This window comes from Pseudomonas sp. GW704-F2 (assembly GCF_059423025.1).
This window is the reverse complement of record NZ_JBWKXO010000006.1, coordinates 87342-100681: the sequence shown is the minus strand read 5'-3', so window position 1 is coordinate 100681 and position 13340 is coordinate 87342. Positions and strand designations below refer to the sequence as shown.

The following is a 13340-nucleotide window of genomic DNA, read 5'->3' as shown; positions in this document are numbered from 1 at the left end:
GATACGTACTATCATCGGGTATCAGCGTTTCGACACCCAACCCGAGTACCGCCCTATGACGACAAGCCCGTATCGCCTGCCCTGCGAACCCGAATCCCATGAGCTGCTCGACATGCGCAGCAGCGGCGCCGCCCAACGTGCGCTGGATTACTATTTGAAAGAAGAGATGTGCGCCTCGGCCCCGAACGACGCCTTCTTCAGCATCAAGCCCGGTGTCAGCCCGGAGGAAGCCCTGGTGCATGCCTCGGACCTGTTGCGCAGCGCGGCTGCCACAGCCTACGAATCGGCGAGCAGCCATCAAGGCAACCAGCGTGACCTGGCATTTTCAGTGGTGTATTTGATTGATATGGCGAAGGCGATGGTGGAGCGATCGTTGCAGGCGCCGCAGGCTCAGGACGGTGCATGAGCCACGCGAAAGAAAAATATTTCTATCCCACGGATAAAAACATTTGACTTGCAAATGATAATGATTATTATTGGGCCAAGCTGATCGCGAGATCAGTCGATAGACCAAGGGACCTTAGGTCGGACTCTTGGAATATCTCCTCATCAGGCTAATCACGGTTTTTGACCCGGCTCTTTGGCCGGGTCTTTTTTTTGCCAGCGTTTCTGGCTTTGCTTCAGGCTAATGAAGACTGTGTGTTGCTTGATGGCACGCATGATAGCAAAAGACCATCGTCAAAAGAAAGTCGGGCGACCGCTCTAGCTCAGACCTTTGCGAAATAGCACTTGAGAATCAATCTCATAAATTCTAAGCTGCTGCGGCGTCAAGGATGACGCCCCCCTCCTCCCGCAACAATTTTGCATCCGGATTTTGCCCGGCCTCTGTGTAAGATAACCGCCACAACACTCATACTCAGGCAGCCAGACTATGACCGTGGCCTTGACCTCCATCAAAATCAGCACCAACTTCGACAGCGGCAACATCCAAGTTCTGGATGCCAGCGATGCCTATCACTTGTTGCTGGCAATCAAACCCGATACCCGCAGTCACCATTTCCAATGGTTCCACTTCAAGGCCGAAGGCATGCACGTGGGCCACACCCACACCTTCCGCCTGAGCAATGCCGGGCAATCGTCCTATAAGCACGCCTGGAGCGGCTACAACGCCGTGGCGTCGTATGACCACGTCAATTGGTTTCGGGTGCCTACGCGTTTCGACGGCGAAACCCTGCACATCAGTCTCGAAACCCGTGAGAAACACGCCTGGTTTGCCTACTTCGAACCCTACAGCCGCGAACGCCACGACTGGCTCATCGACCAGGCGCTGAACCATGCGGGCACCCGCTTGCTGGCCACCGGTAAAAGTGTCGAAGGCCGCGATATCCAACTGTTGCGCCGTGGCAAAGGTGGCGAAGGCCGGCGCAAGGTGTGGATCATCGCCCAGCAGCACCCCGGCGAGCACATGGCCGAATGGTTTATGGAAGGCATCATCGAACGCCTGCAGCAGGACGGTGACGCCGAGCTGAAAAAGCTGTTGGCCGTCGCCGACCTGTACCTGGTGCCGAACATGAACCCCGACGGCGCGTTTCACGGCCACCTGCGCACCAACGCCATGGGCCAGGACCTCAATCGCGCCTGGCAGAGCGCCAGCCAGGAGATCAGCCCGGAAGTGCTGTTCGTCCAGACGCAAATGGAAAAGTATGGCATCGACCTGTTCCTCGACATCCACGGTGACGAAGAAATCCCCTACGTATTCGCCGCCGCCTGCGAAGGCAACCCCGGCTACACCCCGCGTATCGAAGCCCTGGAAAAGCACTTTCGCAGCCACCTGAGCGCCTTGACCCGTGACTTCCAGACCACCCACGGCTACACCCGCGACCTGCCGGGCGAAGCCAATATGACCCTGGCTTGCAATGCCGTCGGTGAGAAGTACGACTGCCTGTCGCTGACCCTGGAGATGCCCTTCAAGGACAACGACGACGCGCCCAACCCGAACACCGGCTGGTCGGGCAAACGCTCGATGCAGTTGGGCAAGGATGTGTTGAGCAGCGTGGCCGATATCGTCGGCCTGTTGCGCTGAATGTGGCGAGCGTGCTCGCCACACGGATCAAGCGCGGGCCTCAGTCCTGGGTGCCCGTCATGCTCTGCAGCACGCCGTCACGGCGAATCAACCCATGGAACAGCGCCGCCGCCAGGTGCAACAACACCGTGAAAAACAGCACGTAGGCAAGATAGCCATGGGCCTTGCGCAGCACCGCGAACAGCGGTGCGTTGGCCGACACCAGCGCCGGCAGTTGCACCGAATGGCTGAGCATCACCGGGTCGCCCGCCGCCGAAATCATCGCCCAGCCGAGCAGCGGCAACACCAGCATCAAGGCATACAGCAGCCAATGGGAAGCCTTGGCCGCCAACACTTGCCATCGCGGCAAATCGCCAGGCAACGGCGGTTGGCGCGTGGAAAAGCGCACTGCCAAGCGCACGATCACCAACGCCAGGATCGCGATACCCAGCGGCTTGTGCAGGTGGATCAACCATTCATGCCGTTCGGAAACCGACGCTGCCAGGCCCGCGCCGATGAACAGCATGGCGATGATCATCAGCGCCATCAGCCAGTGCAGCAGGCGCGCCAGAGGGGCGAAAAACCGTGGTTGGGCATTCATGGCTTCGACTCCTGAGGGGGGCGGTGCAACGGGCTGACTTCTGCGGCGCGGCGCAGGTAGGAACTGGCATAGGCGGCCGAACGCGCGGCCAATAGCGGGTCATTCGAAGCCTCGATGCCGCTTGGCAGAATCAGCGGATCGAAGTTGATGTCGCGGCAATCGCCGTCTGCTTGCGCTTGGCTGCTTTGCAGCACCAGCGTGCCGGCGTTGAGTATTTTGTGCTCACCGATCCAGGGTTTGCTTGCATCGTCGAGCGGATCGCCGGGGTTGGCCAGGGTCAGGTTCAACTGCCAACGCAGCGGTCCTGAAGCCAGGCGTTGCACCAGGTCTTTTTCCAGGAAGTCACTGCCGGCTGGCGCGGTATCGCCCACAGCATCCTGGCTTTGCGCGACAACCGCCCAACGCACGGCCTGGCGCTTGCCATCGGCGCCCACCAGGAAAAACGCGTTGATGCCGTTGTAGGTTTCCGTCGCATAGCTGGCGGATGGCTTGGCCGTCTTGACCCACGCCAGGAACGGCGCGGCCTCGGGATGGGCCGCAAAGAACGCCGGCATATTCGCCGGGTTGGGCTTGCCCGTGGCCGGATCGGGCGCGCCGGCCTTGAGCAGTTGGTAGAACGCCTCGGGGGTGCCCACCGGAAACACCGGCATGCTGTTCATCCCGGTGCGCCACTGCTGGCCGTTGGCCTGGCTGAATTGCACGGCAAAACTGCGGATCGGCACACTGCTGTCCGGCGCGTAGGGGTTACCGCTGGGCAAGGCAAACCGACCGATCAAAGGGGTCCTGGCCGCATTGAATACCTGGGCACTGGAGTAGGCACGCGCCTCGGCGCTGCTCTCGAAGTACCCCGCGACACATACGCCCTTGGCATGGTTGCGCCGAAACCCCGGGTGGATGCCGTTATTGGTTTCCAGGGCATTGACCAGGGTTTTGGGCTGCAGCCGTTGTGGGTCGAAGGTGCCGTTGACGTAGGCAAACGCCCCGGCGACAGCCGCTACCACGCCACCGATACACGCCAGCCTGATCGCCAGGCTGGCCGTGCTGAGTGGCGGACGGGGCGGTGATGAGTGATCTACCATGAAAAGCTCCAGGGCACATGGCCAAGGGGAAATTGAGCTATGAGACGAATCCCATGTAGGTTTATTCCTCCTTCACTGTAGTTTTTTTCAGAGCAGCCAGCGCCGAGTCCTTGGCCCTCCTACACCCGATTAAACGCGGCCGGTCGCTTGTCGAGAAACGCCTGCATGCCCTCCTGCTGATCGGGCGTGGCGAACAGACTGTGGAACAGTCGACGTTCCAGCCGCACGCCCTCGTGCAGCCCGAGCTGCAGGGATTGCTCGACCGCCTCGCGCGCCGCCCGGGTGGCCAGGCGAGAAAAACCGGCGATTTGCGCGGCCACTGCCAGCGTCTGCTCCAGCAAGCTCGCCGCCGGATAGACCCGCGACACCAACCCGGCCTGTTCAGCCTCGTGAGCCGTCATCGGCCGCCCGGTCAGCACCAGATCCATGGTCTTGGCCTTGCCGATCAAGCCTGTCAGACGTTGGGTCGCCCCCATGCCAGGGATCACGCCGAGCTTGATCTCCGGCTGGGCAAAGGTGGCGCTATCGGCGGCAAAGATCATGTCGCACATCAGCGCCAGTTCGCACCCTCCGCCGAAGGCGTAACCGTTGACGGCGGCGATGGTCGGCGTGCGCAGGCGGGTAAATGCCTCCCAGCCGACGAAGTAATCCTCGTTGAGCATGTCCTGATAGGTCTTGCCGCTCATCTCCTTGATATCGGCTCCGGCGGCAAAATACTGCGCACCGCCGGTAATGACAAAACACCCGACCTGGGGGTCCTGGTCCAGGGCCTCCAGACAGGAAACCAGCTCGGTCATCAGCGCCGAGTTCAGCGCATTCTTGACCTGGGGACGATTGAGCCTGACCAGGACCACCCGACCCTGACGCTCGATCACTACATTCATAGGCACCTCCATTGATTGATATCGTTTAATGAACACATGCGCTTCACGAATCCCAGATCGCGCCATAGGCGGGTATCCCCCGGGCTTCCAGCTCTTGCACGACCTGCCGCGTCAGTCGTTGGTTGGCGATACAGATCACAGCCTCCGCGCCACAGGCTTGCACCGCGCCGTAGGCCAACTGCACCAGGTCAGGTTTGCCGCGCTCATCGGTGTCCCAGATCAACGCGTCGGGCTGGGCACGCAGGATCTCGTCGACCCATTCGTCGCCGTAGGTCTTGCGCGGGCTGCGGGTCGACCAGATCAGCTGGATCGGCAGCCGCGCCGCGAGTAAATGCGGCATGACCGGGCCGATCCCGCTGCCGGTGGCGACGTACACCACCGACTTGAACAGGGTTTCCACATGGGCCACGCCAGCGGTGGTGATGCCCTTGACCCACACATGGCGCGGCAGGTCCTCGATAAACCGCCCCGTCCAATCCCCGGCGCGGGAAATGGTCAGCCGAAACCCGGTTTGGCCCGGTGTGGGGATGTTGGCAAACGAGTGCCACTCCAACAGCGGATGTCGGCTGATCGCGGTCGACGAACCGGCGAATGGCGTGGTGTGGGTAAAGCGCGTAATCACCGCATGCCCGGAAGGCCGCGTGTGCTCAACGGCGACCTTGCGCAGCCGCAGCCAGGGCAGCGCGATGCTCAGCGTCAACAGCACCAGCATCCAGAACGCGCCACTGTGCAGCAGGCTCGCACCGCGTTCGACGGACGCCAGCAAGGTCTGCGCCCAAAACAACAGCAACGCGGCCCACCCCGCAAACCGATGAACCCGCTCGAAGCCATTGTGAAATCGCCCCCGGATGCGCGGTTGCGCCATGCCCACCATCAACAGCAACACGCCGAGCAGCGTCACGCCAAGCCACAACCCAGCGGACGAAACGCTGCCCGGCCGCTGCAGATAGTCCGTGGCCTGCACACCGACCCACCCCGCGAACCAGCCCGTGGCCGCCAGGGCCGCGCCACTGTGCAGCCCGCCGACGTGGTACACCTTGGCCGCGCTGCGCCGCACACGCAGCGGCCAGGTGACGGGGATGCGCGTCGCCAGCCAGAACAACGCATTGATCAGGTATTGCTGGCGAATCAGGATGGCCAGCGACAGGTTGATCAGCACCAGCGCCGACAACGTCTGGGCGCTGACGCCCTGCAGGCCGACGCCCAGCACCGCAAACGCCAGGTTGCTGAGCAACACCAGCGCTGCCAGGCGGTTGTAGTAGGAAAACACCGGCAACGCCGTCCAGCGCCGCCAGAGCGCCGGTTTGGGCGGCACCACGGTTTGACTCAGGGCATCAAGCATGGCCGGGCTCCTGCACCGCGAACGCCTGCATGGCCACCCATCTTTCACGCGCCCGTTGCAGCAACAGCGCCTTGTCGATCTTGCCGCGGGCGGTCAGTGGAAAATGCTCCACTGCGTCGATCAGCGCCGGCACGCAGTAGTAGGCCAGGCGCTGCTCGCATTGGCGTCGGCAGGACGCCACGTCGGCGCTGGCCGGCGAAACAAAGGCGACCAAGGTGCGGCTGTCGAGTTTTAGCGTGACGGCCCGCGTGCAGCCATCGCCGGCTTCCAGGGCGCTGGACACCGCGTCCAGTTCCACCCGGAACCCTCGGACTTTCACTTGGTCATCGACGCGCCCCAGGTGCTCGAGTTGCCCGTCGGCCGTCCAGCGCCCCAGGTCGCGTGTGCGGAACATCATAGCGTCGCCGCCCACAAAGGGGTCCGGACGGTACCGTTCGTGGGTCAATGCGCGGTTGTTCAGGTAGCCCGCCGTTACCCCGGCGCCGCCCGCCCACATTTCCCCGGCTTGCCCCGCCTCACAGGGGTAGCCCTGTTCGTCGAGCACGTACACGCTGTTGTTGGGGGTCGGCTGGCCGATGGTCAATGGGGTGCCAGGTACATGCCGATGCAGCGTATTGACGATGGTGGTTTCGGTGGGGCCGCAGCCGTTGTAGAACGTGCAATGCGCCGCCCAACGCTCGGCCAGGGCCTGGGAACAGGGTTCTCCGGCGACCGCGACCACCTGGAGATCGGGGCACTGCCGAGGATCGAGGCCGGCCAGGATCGAAGGGGTTGCGATCAACACATGGCACTGTGCAGCGGTCTGCGCAATGGCTTTGCCGCGAATCAGCAACGTCGCGCCATGGGCCAGGCAGCCGAGTATTTCCCAGGCCGCCATGTCGAAGCCGATATTGAGGATCTGCCCGACGTTGCGGCCCGGCGCCATGCCCATCCGCCCAGGCTGCGTCAACAGGATGTTGCATACGTTACGGTGACTGACACACACGCCGTTGGGGCGCCCCGTGGTGCCGGACGTGAACAGCACGAAACACAGGTCATGGGTGTCGACGACGGCGCCCACCGGCTTATTGTCCTGGGCGATCCAGGGTACTTCGGCCAGGAACGTGTCCAGGCACAAGCTGCGATGGGCGGCGTCTGACGGGATGCGATCCGCCAGGTGCGACAGGGTCAGGATCAGCGGGCTGGTCAATGACTCGAGGACCATGGCCAGTTGCAGGGGCGGGACGATTCTGGCGTCCTGCGGCACATACGCGGCGCCGACCTTCAACACGGCCAACAGGCCCACCAGCATGGGGATCGAACGCTCGACGAACAGCGCCACAGTGTCGCCGCGTTTGACGCCCTGCTCGATCAAGCCCGCGGCCAAACGATTGGCTTGGCGGTTGAGTTGTTCATAACTGATGCGCTGCCCCGCACACACTGCCGCCGTCGCATGCGGCGCCAGCGCCGCTTGCGCTTCGATGGCGTGGTGGATACAGGCGGCGCTCGGCGGGGTCGATGGGCCAAAGCCCCATTGTTCAACCAAGGCGCGCTGCAGGACAGGCAGAGGCGCCAGCATGGGCGGGGAAAAAAGCGGTTTTTCGGTCGGTGAAAACATCATGGATACACCCTCATCGGTTGACTGCCGAAAAATGGCTGGCAGGTATGAGGGTGGATTGAGGTACGAGCCCGCGATTACAGGCGCTCAGGCTTTACAGAAACTTCTCACCGACACGCGTAAAGTTTCTTTTCATCGCGAGTGGAATAACCTACGGGGAGCAGCGTCTACCTGCACACAACCGGTTAGACTCGACTCCCCATGCATGAACTCGACGAACAGTTACGTGAACTCATCCCCAGGCTGCGGCGCTTTGCCCTGTCCCTGAGCCGTAACGCCAGCAGCGCCGACGACCTGGTGCAATCGACCCTGGAACGGGCGATCACCCGCTGGGCCGACAAAACCGTCGACGGCGACCTGCGCGCCTGGCTGTTCTCGATCCTCTACCGGCAGTTCCTCGATGCCCATCGGCGCACCCGGCGTTATGCGCGCATGCTCGAGTTCTTCACCGGCCGCGACGATGTGCAGCCGTCGGTCGAACGCACGGTAATCGCCCAGTCGACCCTGCAAGCCTTCGACCGGCTCAACAGCGAACAGCGCGCCCTGCTGTTGTGGGTGTCGGTCGAAGGCTTGAGCTACAAGGAAGTCGCGCAGATTCTCGACGTGCCCATCGGCACTGTGATGTCGCGTCTGTCCAGGGCGCGCCAAGCCCTGCGTCAACTCAGCGATGGCGAAATGACCAGCCCTTCCCTGCGGATACTCAAATGATCAGCCTGCCCCCCAGCGAACGCGATTTGCATGCCTATGTCGACCAGCAACTGCCGGAGAGCGATCGACGCGTGCTGGAAACCTACTTGGCCGCCCACCCCGAGGTCGCCGCCCAGGTGCATGCCTGGCAGCAGGACGCGCACGTATTGCGCGCCGCCTTGAGTGGCGCGTTGCAGCAGCCGGCCAACCCGGCCCTGGACCCGGCGCTGATCCGCCAGCGCATCAAGCAGCAGTCGCGCCGCCATTTCGCCACGGCGGCGGTGCTGCTGATGGCGGTCAGCCTCGGCGGCCTGGGTGGCTGGCAGGCGCGCGAAGCCACGCAACCGCCCATGCTGCCCATGGCCGATGCCATGCAGGCTTACCGCCTGTTTGCCCAGGACGGCGTGCTGCCCGCCGACTATCACGCCCAGGGCAACGCCACGATGCAAACCTGGCTCGACCGCTATTTCAACCAGGCCCAGCGTCTGCCCGACTTGAGCCAGGCGGGTTTCACCGCCGTCAGCGGGCGCTTGCTCAGCACCGAACAAGGCGCGGCGGCGATGGTGCTGTACGAGGATCGGCAAGGCCGGCACATCAGTTTCTACATCCGCCCGCCGGGCCCGGAAAATAACTTCCTGCCCCGCGGCAGCCGCAGCGCCGATGGTTTGCTCGCCGAGTACTGGTCCGGCGGCGGGTACAACTACGCAATGGTCAGCCCGCAGGGGCTGCCGACCACGCCGCTGCTGCAGTTCTGAAGCCCACGCCCCGTAAAGGCCATGCGTTTTCGAGATGGCTGGCGGCGCGCTTCGCTATTGGTCAAATCCCGATTGTCGCCCTAAAGTGAGCGACCACCGCACACAGAGTGACTCCCCTTGGCGCCGCGTTCCCTGATCCGTCGTTTGCTCGGTAAAAAACACCCCACCCACGACGACTCACCCATCCCCACCTTCTTTCAGACCAAGGCCGAGCAGCACGGCTATACCCTCAGCGCCGCACAGGCCCGGGCGATTGCGGCGATGGCGCGCGAGACCCACCACCTGCTCGCCGGCCAGCCCACCCGCAGCCTGTATTTGCACGGGCCGGTGGGGCGCGGCAAAAGTTGGCTGCTGGACGGGTTTTTCCAGGCATTGCCGATCGCCGAAAAACAACGCGTGCATTTCCATGATTTTTTCGCCCGCCTGCACCGGGGCATGTTCGCCCACCGTCAGCACCACGATGCGCTGGCCGTGACCCTGGATGCGCTGCTGGATGGCTGCCGCGTGCTGTGTTTCGACGAATTCCATGTCCACGATATCGGCGATGCGATGCTGATCAACCGCCTGTTCAAGGCGTTGTTCCAACGTCGCGTCCTGGTGCTGGTGACGTCCAATTATCCACCGCAAGGGCTGTTGCCCAACCCGCTGTACCACGAGCGATTCAAGCCGGTGATCGACCTGATCGCAGCGCGCATGGACGTGCTGGAAGTCAGCTCGCCCAAGGACTTTCGCAGCCTGCCCCAGGCCCATGCCGAACAGCGCTTCAGCAGCGGTCGGTACGTGTGGCCGGGTACACCGGCGCAGCGAACCGCGCTCGGGCTGCCGGCCACGGATTGCCCGGCGCAGGCGCTGACGGTCGGCAACCGCCAGTTGCGCTGCCGCAGCCAGCAGGCACGGCGCATCGCCTTCACCTTCCATGACCTCTGCGAACAACTCACGGCGGTGATGGATTACCTGCTGCTGTGCCAGGACTTCGACGAGTGGATCATCGACGGGCTGCCGCACCTGGCAGACTGCCCGATCGCCGTGCAACAGCGCTTTATCAACCTGGTGGACGTGCTCTACGACCAGGATAAACAGCTGATCCTGATCGGCGCGCACCCGCTGGAGCAGGCCTTGAGCGGCCAGGCCATCGATCTGGCGCGCACCGCCAGTCGCCTGAACCAATTGCAGGCGGTCCGCCCGCAACACACGCCCGACCCGGTATCATGAGCGCCTTTTTACGCCCCCTTGCCGAGTGACCGCGCCGTTCATGAATACCCTCGTCCAACTCAAGGCCGGCCAATTGGCCGGCATCCAGCGCCTGGACCTGTCCTGTGGGCTGACCGAATTCCCCCGGGAAATCTTCGAACTGGCCGACTCCCTGGAAATCCTCAACCTCAGCGGCAACGCCCTGAGCAGCCTGCCCGACGACCTGCATCGCCTGCCGCACCTGCGCGTGCTGTTCTGCTCGGACAACGCCTTTACCGAACTGCCGGCCTGCCTGGGCCAATGCGCAAAGCTGAGCATGATCGGCTTCAAGGCCAACCGCATCCGCCACGTGCCGGCCGCCGCGTTGCCGCCGCTGTTGCGCTGGTTGATCCTCACCGATAACTGCATCAGCCAACTGCCCGACGAATTGGGCGAGCGGCCGCTGCTGCAAAAACTGATGCTGGCCGGCAACCACCTGGCGCACCTGCCGCCAAGCCTGGCCAATTGTCACAACCTGGAGCTGATCCGCATCGCCTCCAACCGCCTCACCGGCTTGCCCGATTGGCTCCTGGCGCTGCCCAGCCTGACCTGGCTGGCCTACGCCGGCAACCCGGTGGAAATGGCGGCGGACGTGGCCGCCGACGATGCGACGCCCGACATTCCATGGTCGGCGCTGGAACTGGCCGAGGTGCTCGGGGAAGGCGCCTCCGGGGTGATCCGCAAGGCACTCTGGCAGCCCTCGGCCAAGCCGGTGGCGGTCAAGCTGTACAAAGGCAGCATCACCAGCGACGGCTCACCGCTGCACGAAATGCAGGCATGCATTGCCGCCGGGTTGCACCCCAACCTGATCAAGGTGGAAGGCCGCGTGGTTGGCCACCCCGACGACCAGGCCGCGCTGGTGATGGACCTGATCGAGCCGAGCTACCGCAACCTCGCCGCCCTGCCGAGCCTGGCGTCCTGCACCCGCGACATCTACGAACCGGCTACCCGCTTCAGCCTCGCGGTGGCATTGCGCATGGCTCGCGGCATCGCCTCGGTGGGCGCGCACCTGCACCGCCATGGCATCACCCATGGCGACCTGTACGGCCACAATATTCTGTGGAACGCGGCGGGCGACTGCTTGCTCGGGGATTTCGGCGCGGCGTCGTTCCATGCCACCGCCGACACCCTGGAAACCCGGGCACTGCAACGCATTGAAGTGCGTGCGTTCGGAGTGTTGCTCGGGGAGTTGTTGCAGCGGATCGACGTAGGCTTGAGCGACACCACACGCCAGATCCTGGAAGGCTTGCAGGCGCGCTGCTGTCAGCCCGAAGTGCTGGCGCGGCCGGGCTTCGAGGAAGTCGAAGCGCTGCTGCAATCTATTCCACAGCACTGAACCCAATGTGGGAGGGGGCTTGCCCCGATGGCTGTGGCCCATTCAACATTGTCGTTGACTGACACACCGCTATCGGGGGCAAGCCCCCTCCCACAGTTTTGAGCGCGTTTATTCAGGCATGGATCAGCCGGCCAGGCCGACGAACATATCCTGCACGTCATCGTGGTTGTCCAGGCCTTCGAGGAAGGCTTCGACTTCAGCCATCTGCTCGTCGGTCAACCCCGTCACCGGGTTCTTCGCGATATAGCCCAGTTTGGCCGACAGCACGGTAAAACCCTGCTCCGGCAGCGCTTTCTGCACGGCGTCGAGGTCGGTGGTTTCGGTGATGAACAGGGTGGTGCCCTCTTCTTCGCCCTCTTCGAAATCCTGGGCGCCGGCTTCAATGGCCGCCATTTCAGGATCGGCGTCCGGGCTGTCCGGCGCGGCTTCGATCAGGCCGACGTGGTTGAAGTCCCAGGCCACGGAGCCGGAAGCGCCCAGTTGGCCCTTGCGGAACGCCACGCGGATTTCCGCCACGGTGCGGTTGATGTTGTCGGTCACGCACTCAACGATCAGCGGCACCTGATGCGGGGCGAACCCTTCGTAGGTCACGCGGTGGTACTGCACGGTTTCCCCGAGCAGACCGGCGCCTTTCTTGATGGCACGGTCCAGGGTTTCCTTGGGCATCGAGGCTTTTTTGGCCTGCTCCACCACCAGACGCAAGTGGGCGTTGGTCGCGGTGTCGGCACCGTTACGGGCAGCGATGGTGATCTCTTTCACCAGTTTGCCGAAGATCTTGCCCTTGGCATTGGCTGCCGCTTCTTTATGTTTGACTTTCCACTGTGCGCCCATGACTTGCTCTCTTCCTCATGCATCGCGCCGAGACGTCTACTGGCCGGCGCTTTGGGGGCAGAGTTTATAGGGCAAAAACGCAACGTTCCACCAAAAAACCTTCACGGCGCCAGCTCGAAAAACGCCTGAATCAAACGCAGCGACCGACGGCGCTCCATGCACCCCAACATGTGTCGGTTGAGCAGCCCCTGCCCGTGGATCGGCAGCGCACGCACGCGTGGGTCCGGGCTGACCTCCATCGAGGACACCACGCCAACCCCCAACTCGGCGGCAACGGCTTCGGTCACCGCTTCACGGCTGTCCAGCTCCAGCAGCACTTTCGGCTGCACCCCGGCGCCGAGGCAGGCGTGATCGAAGGTGCGCCGGGTAATGGAGCCCGGCTCGCGCAGCACCATGATTACCTCGTGCAATTGCTCCAACTGAATGCCCTGGGCCAGCGTCGCCCACGGGTGGCTGGCCGGCACCAACGCGCAGATCCGCGATTCGCCCAGCGCCTGCAAGTGCAGGCCGTTGCGTGGTTCGACTTCGGTGAGCACCGCCACATCCGCATGCTCGGACAGCAGCGCCGCCAGGGTTTCCTGGGCATTGCCCAGGCGCAGGTTCACGGTGATCCCTGGGTAGCGCGCGCGCAGGCTGGCGATCATCGGCATCACCAGGTGCGGTCCGTCCGCCGCCACTTCGAGGCGCCCGCTGAGCAACTGCCGATTGGCCTCCAGCAGGGCCTGGGCTTCGTCCACCAGGCCAAAGATCGCCCGGGTGATCGCTGCCAGGCGTGTCCCCTCTTCGGTCAACTCGACGCGCCGCGCAGTGCGGCGCAACAAGGGGATCTGGTAGTGCTCTTCAAGGGCCTTGATGTGCCCGGTCACCGCCGGCTGGCTGATGAACAACCGCGCCGCCGCGCGGGTAAAGCTGCCCTCACGGGCCACTGCATCGAATGCGCGCAGTTGGAACAAATTCATGTTGAGTGACCTTTCTATCGGCCTGACTGATAGCTCG

General features: G+C 63.4%; 13 protein-coding genes. 6 read left to right on the top strand and 7 right to left on the bottom strand.

The window, feature by feature from the left end:
* The first annotated feature begins 55 nt into the window (after positions 1 to 55).
* Positions 56 to 406, top strand: coding sequence for a DUF6124 family protein (locus AC07W0_RS07175; RefSeq protein ID WP_026140171.1), 351 nt, complete (start codon positions 56 to 58; stop codon positions 404 to 406).
* A gap of 465 nt (positions 407 to 871) precedes the next feature.
* The gene (locus AC07W0_RS07170; protein ID WP_102617255.1) at positions 872 to 2023 is read left to right on the top strand and encodes a M14 family metallopeptidase; all 1152 of its coding nucleotides are present in this window, start codon (positions 872 to 874) and stop codon (positions 2021 to 2023) included.
* Between the two features lie 40 nt (positions 2024 to 2063).
* Here AC07W0_RS07170 and AC07W0_RS07165 read toward each other — a convergent pair whose 3' ends face one another.
* The 5 genes from AC07W0_RS07165 to AC07W0_RS07145 form a co-directional block, all read right to left on the bottom strand.
* Positions 2064 to 2603, bottom strand: a complete 540-nt coding sequence (locus AC07W0_RS07165; protein WP_017848120.1) for a cytochrome b — start codon at positions 2601 to 2603, stop codon at positions 2064 to 2066.
* Positions 2600 to 3682 carry a catalase family peroxidase gene (locus AC07W0_RS07160; protein ID WP_017848121.1) on the bottom strand — a complete coding sequence of 361 codons (1083 nt, stop codon included), beginning with the start codon at positions 3680 to 3682 and terminating at the stop codon, positions 2600 to 2602. The genes AC07W0_RS07165 and AC07W0_RS07160 overlap by 4 nt, the downstream gene beginning before the upstream one ends.
* A gap of 119 nt (positions 3683 to 3801) precedes the next feature.
* Positions 3802 to 4566, bottom strand: coding sequence for an enoyl-CoA hydratase-related protein (locus tag AC07W0_RS07155; RefSeq protein WP_017848122.1), 765 nt, complete (start codon positions 4564 to 4566; stop codon positions 3802 to 3804).
* Between the two features lie 43 nt (positions 4567 to 4609).
* Complete coding sequence (locus AC07W0_RS07150) at positions 4610 to 5908, bottom strand: ferredoxin reductase domain-containing protein (protein WP_102617256.1); 1299 nt, start codon at positions 5906 to 5908, stop codon at positions 4610 to 4612.
* Entirely contained in the window at positions 5901 to 7508 is a 1608-nt protein-coding gene (locus tag AC07W0_RS07145) for an amino acid adenylation domain-containing protein (RefSeq protein WP_102617257.1), read from the bottom strand. Before AC07W0_RS07145 ends, AC07W0_RS07150 begins: the two co-directional genes overlap by 8 nt.
* Positions 7509 to 7706: 198 nt before the next feature.
* Between AC07W0_RS07145 and AC07W0_RS07140 the strand changes: the two genes are divergently transcribed.
* The 4 genes from AC07W0_RS07140 to AC07W0_RS07125 all read left to right on the top strand — a co-directional run bounded on the left by AC07W0_RS07140 (position 7707) and on the right by AC07W0_RS07125 (position 11513).
* Positions 7707 to 8213 carry a sigma-70 family RNA polymerase sigma factor gene (locus AC07W0_RS07140; RefSeq protein WP_046382864.1) on the top strand — a complete coding sequence of 169 codons (507 nt, stop codon included), beginning with the start codon at positions 7707 to 7709 and terminating at the stop codon, positions 8211 to 8213.
* Positions 8210 to 8947, top strand: coding sequence for an anti-sigma factor family protein (locus AC07W0_RS07135; protein WP_017848126.1), 738 nt, complete (start codon positions 8210 to 8212; stop codon positions 8945 to 8947). Before AC07W0_RS07140 ends, AC07W0_RS07135 begins: the two co-directional genes overlap by 4 nt.
* 117 nt (positions 8948 to 9064) lie before the next feature.
* Positions 9065 to 10159 carry a cell division protein ZapE gene (gene zapE / locus AC07W0_RS07130; protein ID WP_046485411.1) on the top strand — a complete coding sequence of 365 codons (1095 nt, stop codon included), beginning with the start codon at positions 9065 to 9067 and terminating at the stop codon, positions 10157 to 10159.
* Positions 10160 to 10199: 40 nt separating this feature from the next.
* Positions 10200 to 11513 (top strand): leucine-rich repeat-containing protein kinase family protein, encoded by a 1314-nt coding sequence (locus AC07W0_RS07125; protein ID WP_102617291.1) that lies wholly within the window; start codon positions 10200 to 10202, stop codon positions 11511 to 11513.
* A gap of 123 nt (positions 11514 to 11636) precedes the next feature.
* Here AC07W0_RS07125 and AC07W0_RS07120 read toward each other — a convergent pair whose 3' ends face one another.
* Both AC07W0_RS07120 and AC07W0_RS07115 read right to left on the bottom strand, forming a co-directional pair.
* Positions 11637 to 12344, bottom strand: coding sequence for a YebC/PmpR family DNA-binding transcriptional regulator (locus AC07W0_RS07120; protein WP_017848129.1), 708 nt, complete (start codon positions 12342 to 12344; stop codon positions 11637 to 11639).
* Positions 12345 to 12445: 101 nt separating this feature from the next.
* Complete coding sequence (locus tag AC07W0_RS07115) at positions 12446 to 13303, bottom strand: LysR substrate-binding domain-containing protein (protein WP_017848130.1); 858 nt, start codon at positions 13301 to 13303, stop codon at positions 12446 to 12448.
* Between the last annotated feature and the right edge of the window lie 37 nt (positions 13304 to 13340).

Coding starts and splice junctions, on each gene's coding strand:
- AC07W0_RS07175 (WP_026140171.1), top strand. CDS start 56: ATGACGACAAGCCCGTATCGCCTGCCCTGCGAACCCGAATCCCATGAG.
- AC07W0_RS07170 (WP_102617255.1), top strand. CDS start 872: ATGACCGTGGCCTTGACCTCCATCAAAATCAGCACCAACTTCGACAGC.
- AC07W0_RS07165 (WP_017848120.1), bottom strand. CDS start 2,603: ATGAATGCCCAACCACGGTTTTTCGCCCCTCTGGCGCGCCTGCTGCAC.
- AC07W0_RS07160 (WP_017848121.1), bottom strand. CDS start 3,682: ATGGTAGATCACTCATCACCGCCCCGTCCGCCACTCAGCACGGCCAGC.
- AC07W0_RS07155 (WP_017848122.1), bottom strand. CDS start 4,566: ATGAATGTAGTGATCGAGCGTCAGGGTCGGGTGGTCCTGGTCAGGCTC.
- AC07W0_RS07150 (WP_102617256.1), bottom strand. CDS start 5,908: ATGCTTGATGCCCTGAGTCAAACCGTGGTGCCGCCCAAACCGGCGCTC.
- AC07W0_RS07145 (WP_102617257.1), bottom strand. CDS start 7,508: ATGATGTTTTCACCGACCGAAAAACCGCTTTTTTCCCCGCCCATGCTG.
- AC07W0_RS07140 (WP_046382864.1), top strand. CDS start 7,707: ATGCATGAACTCGACGAACAGTTACGTGAACTCATCCCCAGGCTGCGG.
- AC07W0_RS07135 (WP_017848126.1), top strand. CDS start 8,210: ATGATCAGCCTGCCCCCCAGCGAACGCGATTTGCATGCCTATGTCGAC.
- AC07W0_RS07125 (WP_102617291.1), top strand. CDS start 10,200: ATGAATACCCTCGTCCAACTCAAGGCCGGCCAATTGGCCGGCATCCAG.
- AC07W0_RS07120 (WP_017848129.1), bottom strand. CDS start 12,344: ATGGGCGCACAGTGGAAAGTCAAACATAAAGAAGCGGCAGCCAATGCC.
- AC07W0_RS07115 (WP_017848130.1), bottom strand. CDS start 13,303: ATGAATTTGTTCCAACTGCGCGCATTCGATGCAGTGGCCCGTGAGGGC.